The following is a 13,607-nucleotide window of genomic DNA, read 5'->3' as shown; positions in this document are numbered from 1 at the left end:
GACGCTATTCCGCACTGCCGCCGCATATGGGAACGAAGCATTCGATCGGCAACCTCCGTTGCGGCATATGACGCAGCCACATCGGCGACGGCAGAGTACAAGGGCATGAATTTGCAATGGAAGTTCGCAATAGAGAACCATCGGGCACCCAGCATGCGACGGGGTGGAGATACATTTCGTTAATGCGCGCCTGAGTAGTATCAGATCGGCGGCGACTGATGAAGCCGATTGACTAACCGGATGAATTGGTCATGACCCTCTCCCTACCTGGCCTGCTCAACTATTGGCGCGCAGCGCTTCTCGATAGCAACCGGCATATTGATCCCGACTCGCTGTCACTTCACCCGCTCGCCTTTGGCAACTTGAGAAACGGTCAACTTGAACGTCGACTGACCGCAACCTTGTGGGCGGAGGCCGAGACGGGCCTCTCTCGTCGAGAACGCGAGCGCATGAGCGCCATAAATCTGGTCGTCGCGTTTCAGCTTCTGCAGCCCGAATATCGTCACTCGGCAATCTCCGAGACCATGGATCGGATGCGAGTACCGATGTGGCTCTGCATTCAGGTGACGCGGGAGGGCAAATTGCTCGTCAGCGGCAATCCCGGCGATCAGATCATAGTCGATCGCGCAGTCCTCGCACCCAGTTCCGGTGTGCAGACGTTTTCGCAGATCACCGAAGTGGATGACTACAGCGGAAACAATCCGCCGCCCGCAGACGGTTCCGACTGGCCTACATTTTGGCGCTACGCCGACCAAATGTTCACGAGCCTGTTCGGAGCGGCTGCTGACCGGTTCGCGCCCCGACATCATGTCAATCTCGGTGCGTATATTGCCTGCGGCACGCGTCCCGCCGACGCAAGCAAGGCAATTCGCAAGGTGTACGACACCTTGATTGACCAAGATGATGTTCCAGCACCACTTCTGCGGCGCCTCATCGATCCGCAGGAAGCCAAGGATGTGACTGGAATAGCCGAGAATGCAGCTCTGAAAGGTCGCCATCTCGGACAGATGAGCGGCGACTTTCCACTTAATCGAAGCCAACGCCGATCCCTGGATGCGGTCACGGCCGTGGCCGACGGCGAAATCGTCGCGGTCAATGGGCCACCCGGAACGGGAAAGACAACATTCATTCAAAGCGTGGTCGCGTCGCTATGGGTTGAACGCGCATTGGTGGAAGGCGGAGAACCGCCGGTTATTCTGGCGAGTTCCACGAACAACAAAGCCATAACCAATATCCTCGACACCTTTGCGCGCGCATCTTTACCGAGACAGCACCCGCTTGCGGCCTCGCCGCTGATCGAGCGCTGGCTGCCCGACGTTACGCAATACGGATTGTACCTTCCCTCGAAACGAGAGGTGGAGAAAGGCATAAGACCGGAGCACGCCGCCGCGTGGTGCCATCAGTATGGCCAGCCATGGGGCGGCCTGCCAGGCAGCATGGAGAACGACACCTACATTCAAGGCGCGAAGGACTTTTGGATCAGTCGTTTTCGAGACTGGGCGGGGCAAGACGCGACCAACCTCAAGGAAGCGACCGAAACACTGCGGGAACTGCTGCGCTTGAAAGCCACCGCCATGAAGGCGGCTCTCATCCTCAAGGATACGACCGCGCTTCTATTCGACGGTCGCTTTCCGGCCATCGCCGACATCGCGCGTCTGCGTGCAGTGATCGACCAGGACGAGAGCCGATCGCAAATACTGCGCGAATGCGCTCGTACTGCTCTTGAACTTTCCCACGGGTCGCTGCTCGAAGCCATCTTCTCGTGGGTACCCGCGGTCAAACGACGCCTCTGGTCACGCGTGCATTCCTACCTGGATGCTCAGAACTTGGCCGATCCCGCCTGGACGTGGAAGACCTTCCTCGGACCGGCGACGCTTCGGGCTTGGCTGGATGATCTTATCGCCAAGCATGAGCGCGCGCTTGATCGGAAAAAAGAGGCGGTAGCAAACTGGAGCAACTGGCTACACGCTTTGCAACCAATCCTGGCTGAGGACATCCAGAAGGAGATCGCGTCGAAACCCGACATTTTGGATGAACGGCTGGACACCCTGGTTCGCCCCGAGCTCTTCCATCTCGCGGCGCGGTATTGGGAAGGCCGCTGGCTGATCGAGGTTGATGCAGCGACACGCAGCAGGGATAAGACGTTCACCGGCCGCGATCGCGACGCGTGCGAACGCCGGTGGCGGCGCTTTGCAAAGCTCACGCCTTGCATGGTGTCGACAGCTTACACCGCCCCTCGCTTGTTTGATTACTACAAGGGCTCCACGGAACTGCTGGCCGATTTCATCGACCTGTTGATCGTCGACGAAGCCGGCCAGGTCCCGCCCCAAGTCGGCGGCGCGCTCTTTGCGCTGGCGCGCAAGGCACTCATTGTAGGAGATACGCAGCAGCTGGAGCCTGTTTGGGGAATTGATACCGCCACCGATCTCGCAAATCTGGATCACTTCCAAATGACCGACCAAAGGGAGCTGCTTCGAACCAATGGCATGATGGCATCCGAAGGATCGGTAATGGCGATGGCTCAGGCCGCGACCGCGTTTGCTATGCCACCGCATCGCGGATTGTTTCTTGAGGAACACTGGCGGTGCCGTGCGCCTGTCATCGCCTATAGCAACGAACTGGCCTATGGCGGCGCCCTCAAGCCGATGCGCCCGGACAGCCCCTACCCCCTGCCGCCCTTGGGATATGCTCACGTGCCGGGCCGTGCGGTTCGCGCGGGGACAAGTTGGACGAATGCCGAGGAAGCTGTCGTGATGGCAAAATGGCTGGGTCGCCGAAAGCGGCAACTCATCGAGCATCATGGCGCCAGGACGTTGGGCGAGATCGTGGCAATCGTCACGCCTTTCCGAGCGCAGATCGAGGTGCTCAACGCGGCACTGCAAAGTGCGGAGCTGGCCGGAGAAAACATAACCGTGGGCACCGTTCATACCTTGCAGGGCGCGGAAAAGGCCATTGTGATGTTTTCGTCGGTCAATACCGCAGCGCAATCCACCGGCCTGTTTATCGACCGGGGTGTATCCATGCTCAACGTGGCGGTATCGCGCGCACGGGAGAGCTTCCTCGTGTTCGGCGACATTGGCTTGTTCCGACCGGAGCAACCATCGCTACCGTCGGGACTGCTTGGCGTCTACCTTTTCTCGAAGCCGGAAAACGAAATCACCGACATCGACCCAATCAGCCGGATCGTCCTGGAGGTGCCGTCGGATGTTGAGAGAATCAGCAGCCTCGAAGGGCATCGGGAAACACTGCGTAGATCCATCGAGGACGCAAACGAGCGATTGCTGATCGTCTCCCCGTATCTCACGGGGAACGCCATCGAGGCGGACGGCCTCGCGCCGCTACTCAACCGGCGGCGCGACGATCTCAGGGTCGTCGTCGCCTATGATCAATTTCTGAACACGGGACGGGATCGCCGCATGCAGCCAAGCGCTGCTTCCGCGATCGAAACTCTGACGACAGCCGGTGTTGAGCTTTGGCCCCTCAACGGCGCTCATAACAAAACGCTCGCCGTCGATCAAAACTGGATCGCGGAAGGGTCGTTCAACTGGCTGTCCGCTCTTCGCGACCGCGAGAGCGACTACCAGCGCCATGAAGTGTCGCTCATCTACCGCGGAGCGGATGCCGCAACTTATGTGGACAAGGCTTGGCAGGAGATCGAATCTCTACGACTTGATCCTAAGCGGCACTAAGCGGTCGGCGGAATTGCGCACGTCGGCACCTGCGCGATTTCACCATAAACCGCCACAACCGATTGATGCTGTGATATTACTTGCCTTGCCGGAGCCACGCCGGCGATCGCCCGGGGGAGTACGGCATGGAACCGAAGGATATCGCGAAACGATCGGCCGGCAATTTTCTGATCTTTGCCGGCTGCGCATTCATATTGTGGATACTGGCGGCCGCGGTCGACTGGATCGCCCAGATCGTGCGGCTCTCGACGCCCGAGCGGCTGCCGGCGCTGGCCGCCTCCATCGTCAGCTCGTCGACGCTGCAGGCGATCGTCGCCATATGGCTGCTGACGGCGGCCGTCGCCATCGCGTTTCCAAGGGTTCTCAGGCCGCTGTCGACCACGACGACGCTGATGTTCGATGTCGGCTACGGCATACTGGGCGCGCTCACCGGCTTCGGCATCGCGATCGGGCTTTTCGGCGGCGGGTGGTCGATCCTGTTGCGCGCGCTCATTTACAGCGCCGTGATCGCCGTCGGCTATGTCGCCGTGCGCAGATGGCTCTCGCGGGACGAATTCACGATGGATGGGCGTACGCGCTGGATGGCGGCCGGCATCATCGCGCTCGCCTCCCCTTTCGTCTTGCTGTGGGGCTGATTTCGAGCGCGTCGCTTCAGCGTGATGCACAAACGCAAACAGGCGCTTGCGCGCTGTGGATAACGTCATACTTCGACTTGGAAAGTGGAGCGGGTAGCGGGAATCGAACCCGCGTATTCAGCTTGGAAGGCTGCTGCTCTACCATTGAGCTATACCCGCGGGGTTTGGTCCGATCCGAGGACGAATGGTGGAGAGAGTTGGATTTGAACCAACGTAGGCTGAGCCAACGGATTTACAGTCCGTCCCCTTTAACCACTCGGGCATCTCTCCAGTTTTTCGTCCGGATCGTTAGACCAAGTCTGCTAGACTTTCGAAGCGTTGCCGCCCCTCGGTCTGCGCCGCGTATATGACGGGCCGAGTTGCCTATGTCAACACGATGACGATGGAAAATATGTGAAAAATGTCATCGGCGGCGGAAAGGCCCTGTGCACAAAGAAATCCTATGCGGAAAGAAACACCACCGCTATAAAGCGGCATGAGCAAAGACAACAAAACCGGGGGCACGCCCTCCGACGAGAAATCCGCCAAGGATACGCACTACGCCAATCTGCGTCGTGCGCATCGCGACAACAAGCGCGAACGCGGCGAAATTCCAACTCCCGGCTTCCAGAAACGGAAGCGTGGCGGCGATGACTGGAAGCCGCCGACGCTGGCGCCCGACCAGGTCCATCTTTATGGCCTGCACACGGTGCGCGCGGCGCTCGAAAACAAGGAGCGCAAGAAGATAAAGCTGTCGGTGACGCCGAACGCGCTGGCGCGTCTGGAGGTCGATGTCGAGACACTCGGCATACCGGTCGAGATGGTTTCGCCGCAGGATCTCGACAAGGTGCTTGGCCCCGACGCTATCCACCAGGGCGTGATGCTGGAAACGCGCCCCCTGCCCGTCCGCCGCCTCGAAGCGCTGAAGGACAGCCCGCTGATCCTGGTGCTCGACCAGGTGACCGATCCGCACAATGTCGGCGCCATCATGCGTTCGGCCGTCGCATTCAATGCCGGCGCGCTGATCACCACGCAGCGCCACAGCCCGACCGAATCGGGCGTGCTCGCCAAATCCGCCTCCGGCGCGCTGGAACTCATCCCTTATATCCAGATCACCAATCTCGCCGATGCGCTCGGCGAGTTGCACAAGCTCGGCTTCGTCACCATCGGACTTGATTCGGAAGGCCCGGCACCTCTTGAGGGCACCTTCTCCGGCGATAAGGTCGCGCTCGTGCTTGGCGCCGAGGGCAAGGGGCTGCGCCAGAAGACGCGCGAGACCGTGAATGCGCTGGCGCGGCTCGATATGCCGGGTGAGATCAAGTCGCTCAACGTGTCGAACGCGGCCGCGATCGCGCTCTATGCGGCGCGTATTCATTTGAAAGGCTGACAGGCTCATCACCGCGCCTCCGGATGCCGATGCCGCCGGCTGATCGTCAACTGCCTCGGTTCTGACGTCAGCGGCGGTTATTGTCCCGTAATGCTCCGACCAACAAGGAGAAGCAGCAGACATGGCAGTTCGTCCCCTCGTCATCGGCATTCTCTTCATCGGGATCCTCGTCGCCATCATTCTCAGCATCACCTGGATCGACAAGACCCAACCCATGCGTCAACCCGATCCGCTGGCACCCGCCGCGCCCGGCGCCAACCCCACGACACCCGTGCCGCCGCCTGCGCAACAGCCCTAAGCGCCCTTCAGGAACCGAATTGCCGGCTCCGCGTTTCTTCCTCGTTCAAAAGGAGAAATCGCGTGCGAATAATGATCGCTGTCATCGCTCTCATGGTTGTTTCGGTTCTCAGCATCGTTGCCCTGCCCTCGTCCGGCGGCGGGATGGGCGAGAATGGCGACAGCCTGCAATCGAGAGTTCGCCAGACCACGCCAAACTAGCGCGGCGGTCGGGCGCGGCGATATCGCCGGGCCTGTTGAAATCAACGAGCGAAATCAATCGGCGACCGATTTTTTCTTTACAGAACACTAGAATCTGCTAATTGGCGGGCGTTGCCCTTGTAGCTCAGTTGGTAGAGCACCTGATTTGTAATCAGGGGGTCGCGGGTTCGAACCCTGCCGGGGGCACCACTTCCTCTCAATATGTCCTAATTGCATGGCCCCAGCGAACAGCTGCGGCCTTAATATGCCTTGTCGTGTCAGCCCATTGTCATTTAGCTAGGCGGACTTTATCAAAGGGCATTGCATGAGCGTATCCTTTCAGACCCTCAGTTTTCTCGCTTCCCCCGCCGCCGAGGCGCTTGCGGCGCGCGATGAGCTGATTCGCATTTACGGGGATGTGCCCGCCAGGGACGCCGATGTCATCGTGGCGCTGGGCGGCGACGGCTTCATGCTGCAGACGCTGCACAGCACGATGAACTCCGGCAGGCTCGTCTATGGGATGAACCGGGGCTCCGTCGGCTTTCTGATGAACGAGTACCGCACCGACGCGTTGCGGGAGCGGATCAACGCCGCCGTGGAGAACACGTTCCGCCCGCTCAGGATGACGACCACGAATGCCGACGGGACGAGCGACACCGCGCTTGCCATCAACGAGGTCTCGCTCTTTCGCCAATCCTACCAGGCCGCGAAGCTCAGGGTGGAGGTCGATGGCGTCGTGCGCCTTGAGGAACTGACCTGCGACGGGCTGATGGTGGCGACGCCGGCCGGTTCGACGGCCTACAATCTTTCGGCGCATGGGCCGATCCTGCCCCTGGATGCGCCGCTGCTCGCCATGACACCGGTGAGCGCATTCCGTCCCCGCCGCTGGCGCGGCGCCCTGCTGCCGAACAAGGTGACGGTGGACATTCACATCCTCGAATCGGAGAAGCGGCCGGTGAACGCCGTTGCCGACAACTCCGAGGTCAAGTCGGTGCTGCATGTACGCATCGCCCAGTCGGAGCATATGACGGCACGCATTCTATCCGATCCCGACCGCTCCTGGTCCGACCGTATTTTGTCCGAGCAATTCGAGGATTGAGGCGATGACGCGTCTTGGACTGACGGCCTGCGCCCTGCTGATCGCAGCGCTTCCTGTTGTCGCGCGTGCGGCGGATACGATGGATGACCCCGTGCTGCCTGCCAACATCACATTCGCCACGAGTACGGGCTACTGGGCCGACGACGGCAACGCGCCGGCCGTCACGCGTCCGCCGGTCGCGGCCACTGCGAACGCGCCGGCAGCGGCGACAGCGGCAGCCACTCCCACCGCGCCGAGCCAACCCCGCCGCGGCTACTACAAGCTGTTTGCGGTTCGCCAGGCCGATCGCACCGCCAAGGTCTATCTGCAGCAGATCGCGCAAACCGATGCAGGGCCGCAGATCGTCTCGACGGTCGAGGTTCAGGAACTGAACGATCTCAACCCCTATGTGACGGACATTCGCCCCGAGAATTCGAGCGGCCGGCTGAACGAACCGGGGATGTTCGCCATGGTCTATCTGAAGACCGATCCGGATGCAGATGTCGAAAGCTGGACCGTCATCATCGACGAGTTCGGTGAAATCGGCGTCGAGAAGTCGGGACACTGACCCAAATCAGAAAAGGCCCCGCGTGGGGCCTTTTCGATATCATCTCGACAAAAACCTGTCAGTCGACATCGTCGACCATGGCATCCGGCTTGCCGCTGATGCGGTGCGCCAGCGCTGCTTCCATGAACTCGTCGAGTTCGCCATCCAGCACGTCGTCGGGCGCGGTGCTGGTGACGCCGGTGCGCAGGTCCTTGACCATCTGGTAGGGCTGCAGGACGTAGGAGCGGATCTGGTGGCCCCAGCCGATATCGGACTTGGAGGCCGCTTCGGCGTTGGCCGCGTCTTCGCGCTTCTTCAGTTCCGCTTCGTAGAGACGTGCGCGCAGCATGTCCCAGGCCTTAGCGCGGTTCTTGTGCTGCGAACGCTCCTGCTGGCACTGCACCACGATGCCCGAGGGCATGTGGGTGATGCGGACGGCGGAGTCGGTCGTGTTGACGTGCTGACCACCGGCGCCCGAGGAGCGGTAGGTGTCGATGCGGCAGTCGCTTTCGTTGATGTCGATCTGGATCGAGTCGTCGACGACGGGGTAGACCCAGATGGATGAGAACGAGGTGTGGCGACGGGCGTTGCTGTCATAGGGCGAGATACGGACCAGACGGTGAACGCCAGATTCGGTCTTCAGCCAGCCATAGGCATTGTGGCCCTTGACCAGCAGCGTCGCGGACTTGATGCCGGCTTCTTCGCCGTCGTGGACTTCGAGGAGTTCGACCTTGAACTTCGAGCGTTCTGCCCAGCGGGTGTACATGCGCAGCAGCATGTTGGCCCAGTCCTGGCTCTCGGTGCCGCCGGCGCCGGAGTGAACTTCGAGATAGGTGTCGTTGCCGTCGGCTTCGCCCGACAACATCGCCTCGACCTGCTGGCGGGCGGCCTCGACCTTCAGCGCCTTCAGCGCGTCCTCGGCCTCCTTGACGATGGCCTCGTCGCCCTCGTCCTCGCCCATCTCGATGAGCTCGATATTGTCTTTCATCTGCTGTTCGAAGCGGCGTACGCCGTTGATGCCGTCATCGAGCTGCTGGCGCTCGCGCATCAGCTTCTGTGCCTCGGTGGCATCGTTCCAGAGGTTCGGGTCCTCTGCCTTGTTGTTCAACCAGTCCAGTCGTCTTACCGCCTGGTCCCAGTCAAAGATGCCTCCTCAGCAGGGTGATAGCCTGCTTGGTTTCATCGACTACGTTCTGGATTTCCGCTCGCATTTTCCCGCTTCTTTGCGTTGTCTTCAAAAGTCGTCCGTCAAATAGTTGTGGCGGCCGCGGATGTAAAGAGCCGCGACCGCCACGCTATTTTTGGGTGGTGTCAGTATAGACCACCGGTATTGGATTGAATCGCCTGGTTGGCCTGCGGCGAGGTCTTCAAGATCTCCTCCGGCGCCATGGTGTTGTCCATGCCGATGACGGAGTAGCTGTCGGCCGGGCCGGTGCCGGGCTTGAAGGCTTCGATGATGGTGTTCGGATCGCCCTGCATCGCGGCCATCCCGGTCTTGCGATCGATCGGGATCAGGTTCATTCCCGGCGGAATGACGAATTTCGATACCGGCGTGTCCTTGACGGCCGCCTGCATGAATTCGTTGAAGACAGGCGCGGAGAGCGAGCTGCCGGTGCCGCCACGGCCAAGCGAGGACGGCGAATCGAAGCCGATGTAAAGACCGGCGACGAGATCAGGCGTGAAGCCCACGAACCAGGCATCCTTTTCATCGTTGGTCGTGCCGGTCTTGCCGGCGACATCACGTTCGCCGAGCTGGATCTTGCCGGCGGCCGTGCCGCGCTGGATAACGCCCTGCATCATCGAGGTGATCTGGTAGGAGGTCATCGGGTCGAGAACGGTTTCGCGGTTGTCCACCACGTTCGGCTCTTCCTGGTTCTGCCACTCGCCGGCGTTGCAGGCTTCGCAGACACGTTCCTCATGCTTGAAGATCGTCTTGCCATAACGATCCTGGATGCGGTCGACCAGGGTCGGCTTGATCTGCTTGCCGCCGTTGGCGATGACCGAATAGGCCGACACCATGCGCATGACCGTCGTCTCGCCGGAGCCGAGCGACATGGACAGGACCGGCATCATCTTGTCGTAGATGCCGAAACGGTTGGCATATTCGGCGACGACATTCATGCCAAGATCGTTGGCCAGACGCACCGTCATGCGGTTGCGCGACTTCTCGATGGCAAAGCGCAGCGTGTTGGCACCGCCGCCCTCGCCTTCGTAGTTGTCGGGCGCCCAGACCTGGCCGTTGCCGATCTGGATTTCAAGCGGATCGTCGCTGACGACCGAGGCCGGGGTATAGCCGTTGTCCAGGGCGGCTGCGTAGACGAAGGGCTTGAAGGACGAGCCCGGCTGACGCATCGCCTGTGTCGCGCGGTTGAATTCCGACTGCGCATAGGAGAAGCCGCCGACCATAGCCAGGACACGACCGGTCTTCGGGTCCATGGCGACAAGACCGCCGGCGACCTTCGGCGGCTGGCGCAGGCGGTAGGATGTCGAATTGTCGGCGCCCAGGCGCTCGACATAGACCACGTCCCCCACCGACAGCACGCCCTGCGGCGACTTTGAGGTCTTGCCACCGGTTGCCGAGCGGTATGCCCACTGCATGTTCTTGGCTTCGATAACGGCGCGCTCACGATTGGGCAGGACCTTGCCCGTACCGTCCTTCAGCGGCTGCAGTCCGATATCCACGCTGTCGTTGGCGACCGCCAGCACCACGGCCAGCTGCCATTCGGGAACGTCGGAGAGAGCCGGAACATCGGCAAGCGCCTTGCCCCAGTCCGACGTCGTGTCGATCTGTGTGATCGGGCCACTGAAGCCGCGGCGTTCGTCGTAATTGATCAGGCCGTCCTGCAGCGCCTTGCGGGCGAAGAGCTGCAACTGCGGGTCGAACGAGGTACGGACCGAGAGGCCGCCCTCATAGAGCATCTTCTCGCCGTACTGGTCGATCAGCTGGCGGCGGACGGCTTCGGCAAAGTAGCCGGATGCGAAAAGCGACGGATCGCTGCTCCGGCCGGTGACGCCGAGCGGCTGCTTCTTGGCTTCATCGCCATCCGACTGGCTGACGTAGCCATTCTCGACCATGCGGTCGATGACCCAGTTGCGGCGCGTCACCGCGGCGTCCGGATGGCGGAAGGGATGATAGTTCGCCGGCCCCTTCGGCAGCGAGGCCAGGTAGGCCGCGTCGGCGACGGTCAGTTCGTTGACCGACTTGTTGAAATAGGTGAGCGCGGCGCTGGCGATACCGTACGAGTTCAGGCCGAAGAAGATCTCGTTCAGATAGAGCTCGAGGATCTTGTCCTTGCTGTAGGCCTGCTCGATGCGGAAGGAGAGGATGGCTTCCTTGGCCTTGCGCTCCATGGTCTGTTCGCTCGACAGCAGGAAATTCTTGGCGACCTGCTGCGTGATGGTCGAGCCGCCCTGCGTCGGACCGCCGGTCAGGTAGGCGACCACGGCGCGGCCGAAGCCGGTGACGTCGATACCCGGATGCTGGTAGAAATTCTTGTCTTCCGCCGACAGGAACGCGGCCTTGACGCGATCGGGAACGGCCTGGATCGGAATGAACAGGCGGCGCTCCTTGGCATACTCGGCCATCAGCGCGCCGTTGCCGGCATGCACGCGCGTCGTCACCGGCGGCTCGTAGCTGCTCAGCACCGCGTAGTCAGGAAGATCCTTCGTCACCGTCGCCAGGTAAACGGCAACGGCCGCCGCTCCGCCCAGGAACAGGACGCAAGCCGCTCCGAAGAAATATCCAAGAAGTCTGATCATATCTAAGCTACCGGTATCTCAATTATCGATCGGCGCGCGCATAACAATCGCATGAACCGCGGCACTTTGCACGCTGCGCGAATTACTCCATGCCGAATGCGGCCACAAGCCAATTCCGTTTCGCACACGGAAACATAGCCGTGAGTAATGGCCCGAATGTGAGGAAAGTAGGGCTTTTGCCTGCAATTCCACACGGATACATGTTTACCTGGGCAAGTGTCACATCTCGGCAACGACTTTATGTCAGCCGCCCTTGGCCACCATGGATGCGCGGTATCTCTTCACCGCCTCCGTCAACAGATTGCCGATCTTGTCGCGCCAGGCCTGGTCGAGAAGCAGTTTCTCGTCCTCCGTGTTGGAGAGAAAGCCGAGTTCCAGCAGGACGGATGGGACATCGGGCGCCTGCAGCACACGGAAGCCGGCATGACGGTGCGGATTGTTGATCGTCGTCACCTGATCCTTGAAGGATGTCAGAACGCTTTCGGCCATCGAGATCGAAAACGCCTGCGTTTCTCGGCGCGTCAGGTCGAGCAGGATATCGGCCACTTCGGGCGGCTCGGCCGTGGCCGCGTTGCCGGCGATCTGATCCGACAGGTTTTCGCGTTCGGCGAGGTCGGCGGCCAGCTTGTCGGACGCCTTGTCGGATATGGTGTAAACGGTTGCGCCGCGGATCTCCTTCTGCCGCAACGTGTCGGCATGCATAGAGACGAAAAGCGAGGCGCGGTTCTGCCGCGCGATCCGCACGCGCTCGGACAGCGACAGGAACGAATCATCCTTGCGCGTCAGGAAAGCCTTGATGCCGGGTACACCGTTCAGCCGGTCGGCGAACGCCTTGGCGAACTCCAGCGTGACATCCTTTTCCTGCGTCTTTGTATCGACGCCGATCGCGCCGGTATCGATGCCGCCATGGCCGGCATCGACGGCGACGATGAAGTCGCCGGGTCCGGCGTTTTCCGGCGCCGGCATGGCACTGGTCGTTTGCGCGGCCTCGGGCTCGCCCCAGGATTGGGCTTTCACCAATTCGTTGAACGTCGCCTTGTCCGTCGCCTCGGCTTCCAGGACGAGACGCTGTCCCTTGCCGCCTTCATCCGCCTGGACCTTCGCCGTGCCGATACGCACCGGCTTCGTCGCCGTTAGAACGATGCGGGCGCTATCGCCATCCATCGTGCCGTAGCGGATATCCTTGAAGAGGCCCCTCGCCTCGAGATCCTTGGCGGGGAAACCGAAGGCCGTTGCCGGAAGATCGACCACGACCCGTTCCGGATTGGCGATGTAATGAATGGAGAAGCTGGGGGGACGGTCGAAATCCATGACGACGCGCGTTCTCGCATCGTCGCCGACAATGCGCGCGCCATAAGCGAGCAGGCGTTCCTGACTTGCCGCGACCGCCGCCGAATGACCGAGCGGCAGGGCGGCAACCGCCATCACCGTCGCAATCATCCAAGCCCTGAAGTTTTTCGTCCGCAAGCCGGATTTCACCGTTGCGCGCCGCGTCTCGCTATACAACCGACTGTCATGCCCCAATTGTCATCAATGCCGGATCCGGCGCTACACATGATCGCGGCCTGGAACAATTGCCGCAGTCGCCGCGCCGGAATCACCTCGTGCACCGGTATTTTCTATGATGCTGCAAATCCATCAATATTATGGCACATTTGGCTTTTCCCTTGCTATTGTGACGGAGAAAACATACAAGCATTTTTAGGGTAGAAGCACTGACGGGATAGAGTCGCCGACAAGGCAGCCAACCGCAAAGGACCTGGCGCCACAACCGGCAATCGTCCGCCGTCTTACATGCTTACATCCGACAATGGATCCTGAATTTTCCGGAGTATGCGGAAACTTCATCGGTGGATTGCCACCAACCGCTCTTTAAAGAGAGAGCAAACTCATCGGGCCTGAATAAGGTCTTTGTTTTGTCGATCTCGCTTGGTCTTTTATGGTGTCGCAGCAGGTTTTATCTAAAGTCTACAGACCCCGGGAGAAGAGTTTCCCCGCTGCTGTCTGGCTGCTGCCTTCCACACCGCACCAATCGCGACTTTCACTATCCGGCGCT

Annotated in this window: 10 protein-coding genes and 3 tRNA genes; 8 read left to right on the top strand and 5 right to left on the bottom strand. The window is 60.9% G+C overall.

The genetic code is table 11. The features are described from left to right. Nucleotides 1–251: 251 nt before the first annotated feature. Nucleotides 252–3,689: an AAA domain-containing protein gene (locus tag GGQ67_RS07880; protein WP_183899627.1), complete on the top strand. Its 3,438-nt coding sequence runs from the start codon at nucleotides 252–254 to the stop codon at nucleotides 3,687–3,689. Nucleotides 3,690–3,814: 125 nt separating this feature from the next. After that, nucleotides 3,815–4,324, top strand: coding sequence for a hypothetical protein (locus tag GGQ67_RS07875; protein WP_183899626.1), 510 nt, complete (start codon nucleotides 3,815–3,817; stop codon nucleotides 4,322–4,324). Between the two features lie 85 nt (nucleotides 4,325–4,409). Here the strand turns inward: GGQ67_RS07875 and GGQ67_RS07870 are convergent. After that, a tRNA-Gly gene (locus GGQ67_RS07870) sits at nucleotides 4,410–4,483 on the bottom strand. A 26-nt stretch (nucleotides 4,484–4,509) separates the two neighbouring features. After that, a tRNA-Tyr gene (locus GGQ67_RS07865) sits at nucleotides 4,510–4,594 on the bottom strand. Between the two features lie 205 nt (nucleotides 4,595–4,799). On the opposite strand from GGQ67_RS07865, the gene rlmB reads away from it, so the two are divergent. The 6 genes from rlmB to GGQ67_RS07835 all read left to right on the top strand — a co-directional run bounded on the left by rlmB (nucleotide 4,800) and on the right by GGQ67_RS07835 (nucleotide 7,813). Beyond that, nucleotides 4,800–5,690 (top strand): 23S rRNA (guanosine(2251)-2'-O)-methyltransferase RlmB, encoded by an 891-nt coding sequence (rlmB, locus tag GGQ67_RS07860; RefSeq protein WP_183899625.1) that lies wholly within the window; start codon nucleotides 4,800–4,802, stop codon nucleotides 5,688–5,690. 121 nt (nucleotides 5,691–5,811) lie between these two features. Continuing rightward, the gene (locus GGQ67_RS07855) at nucleotides 5,812–5,988 is read left to right on the top strand and encodes a hypothetical protein (RefSeq protein ID WP_183899624.1); all 177 of its coding nucleotides are present in this window, start codon (nucleotides 5,812–5,814) and stop codon (nucleotides 5,986–5,988) included. A 62-nt stretch (nucleotides 5,989–6,050) separates the two neighbouring features. Then, entirely contained in the window at nucleotides 6,051–6,188 is a 138-nt protein-coding gene (locus GGQ67_RS07850) for a hypothetical protein (protein ID WP_183899901.1), read from the top strand. A gap of 113 nt (nucleotides 6,189–6,301) precedes the next feature. Continuing rightward, a tRNA-Thr gene (locus GGQ67_RS07845) sits at nucleotides 6,302–6,377 on the top strand. 115 nt (nucleotides 6,378–6,492) lie between these two features. Next, nucleotides 6,493–7,266, top strand: coding sequence for an NAD kinase (locus tag GGQ67_RS07840; RefSeq protein WP_183899623.1), 774 nt, complete (start codon nucleotides 6,493–6,495; stop codon nucleotides 7,264–7,266). A gap of 4 nt (nucleotides 7,267–7,270) precedes the next feature. Next, nucleotides 7,271–7,813 carry a hypothetical protein gene (locus GGQ67_RS07835; protein ID WP_183899622.1) on the top strand — a complete coding sequence of 181 codons (543 nt, stop codon included), beginning with the start codon at nucleotides 7,271–7,273 and terminating at the stop codon, nucleotides 7,811–7,813. Nucleotides 7,814–7,871: 58 nt separating this feature from the next. Here the strand turns inward: GGQ67_RS07835 and prfB are convergent. The 3 genes from prfB to GGQ67_RS07820 all read right to left on the bottom strand — a co-directional run bounded on the left by prfB (nucleotide 7,872) and on the right by GGQ67_RS07820 (nucleotide 12,976). Next, a protein-coding gene (gene prfB, locus GGQ67_RS07830; RefSeq protein ID WP_183899621.1) for a peptide chain release factor 2 occupies nucleotides 7,872–9,003 on the bottom strand; the annotation gives its coding sequence in 2 pieces (ribosomal slippage) (nucleotides 7,872–8,933 and nucleotides 8,935–9,003; 1,131 coding nt in all). A gap of 100 nt (nucleotides 9,004–9,103) precedes the next feature. Further along, nucleotides 9,104–11,551 (bottom strand): penicillin-binding protein 1A, encoded by a 2,448-nt coding sequence (locus GGQ67_RS07825; RefSeq protein ID WP_183899620.1) that lies wholly within the window; start codon nucleotides 11,549–11,551, stop codon nucleotides 9,104–9,106. A 243-nt stretch (nucleotides 11,552–11,794) separates the two neighbouring features. Further along, nucleotides 11,795–12,976: an N-acetylmuramoyl-L-alanine amidase gene (locus tag GGQ67_RS07820; RefSeq protein WP_183899889.1), complete on the bottom strand. Its 1,182-nt coding sequence runs from the start codon at nucleotides 12,974–12,976 to the stop codon at nucleotides 11,795–11,797. Nucleotides 12,977–13,607: the final 631 nt, after the last annotated feature.

Origin of the sequence: Rhizobium metallidurans (assembly GCF_014196505.1) — a bacterium.
GTDB classification, from domain to species: domain Bacteria; phylum Pseudomonadota; class Alphaproteobacteria; order Rhizobiales; family Rhizobiaceae; genus Rhizobium; species Rhizobium metallidurans.
The sequence above is the reverse complement of the archived record's forward strand: the minus strand, read 5'-3'. Positions and strand labels throughout refer to the sequence as shown.

Coding starts and splice junctions, on each gene's coding strand:
- GGQ67_RS07880 (WP_183899627.1), top strand. CDS start 252: ATGACCCTCTCCCTACCTGGCCTGCTCAACTATTGGCGCGCAGCGCTT.
- GGQ67_RS07875 (WP_183899626.1), top strand. CDS start 3,815: ATGGAACCGAAGGATATCGCGAAACGATCGGCCGGCAATTTTCTGATC.
- rlmB (WP_183899625.1), top strand. CDS start 4,800: ATGAGCAAAGACAACAAAACCGGGGGCACGCCCTCCGACGAGAAATCC.
- GGQ67_RS07855 (WP_183899624.1), top strand. CDS start 5,812: ATGGCAGTTCGTCCCCTCGTCATCGGCATTCTCTTCATCGGGATCCTC.
- GGQ67_RS07840 (WP_183899623.1), top strand. CDS start 6,493: ATGAGCGTATCCTTTCAGACCCTCAGTTTTCTCGCTTCCCCCGCCGCC.
- GGQ67_RS07835 (WP_183899622.1), top strand. CDS start 7,271: ATGACGCGTCTTGGACTGACGGCCTGCGCCCTGCTGATCGCAGCGCTT.
- GGQ67_RS07825 (WP_183899620.1), bottom strand. CDS start 11,551: ATGATCAGACTTCTTGGATATTTCTTCGGAGCGGCTTGCGTCCTGTTC.
- GGQ67_RS07820 (WP_183899889.1), bottom strand. CDS start 12,976: ATGGCGGTTGCCGCCCTGCCGCTCGGTCATTCGGCGGCGGTCGCGGCA.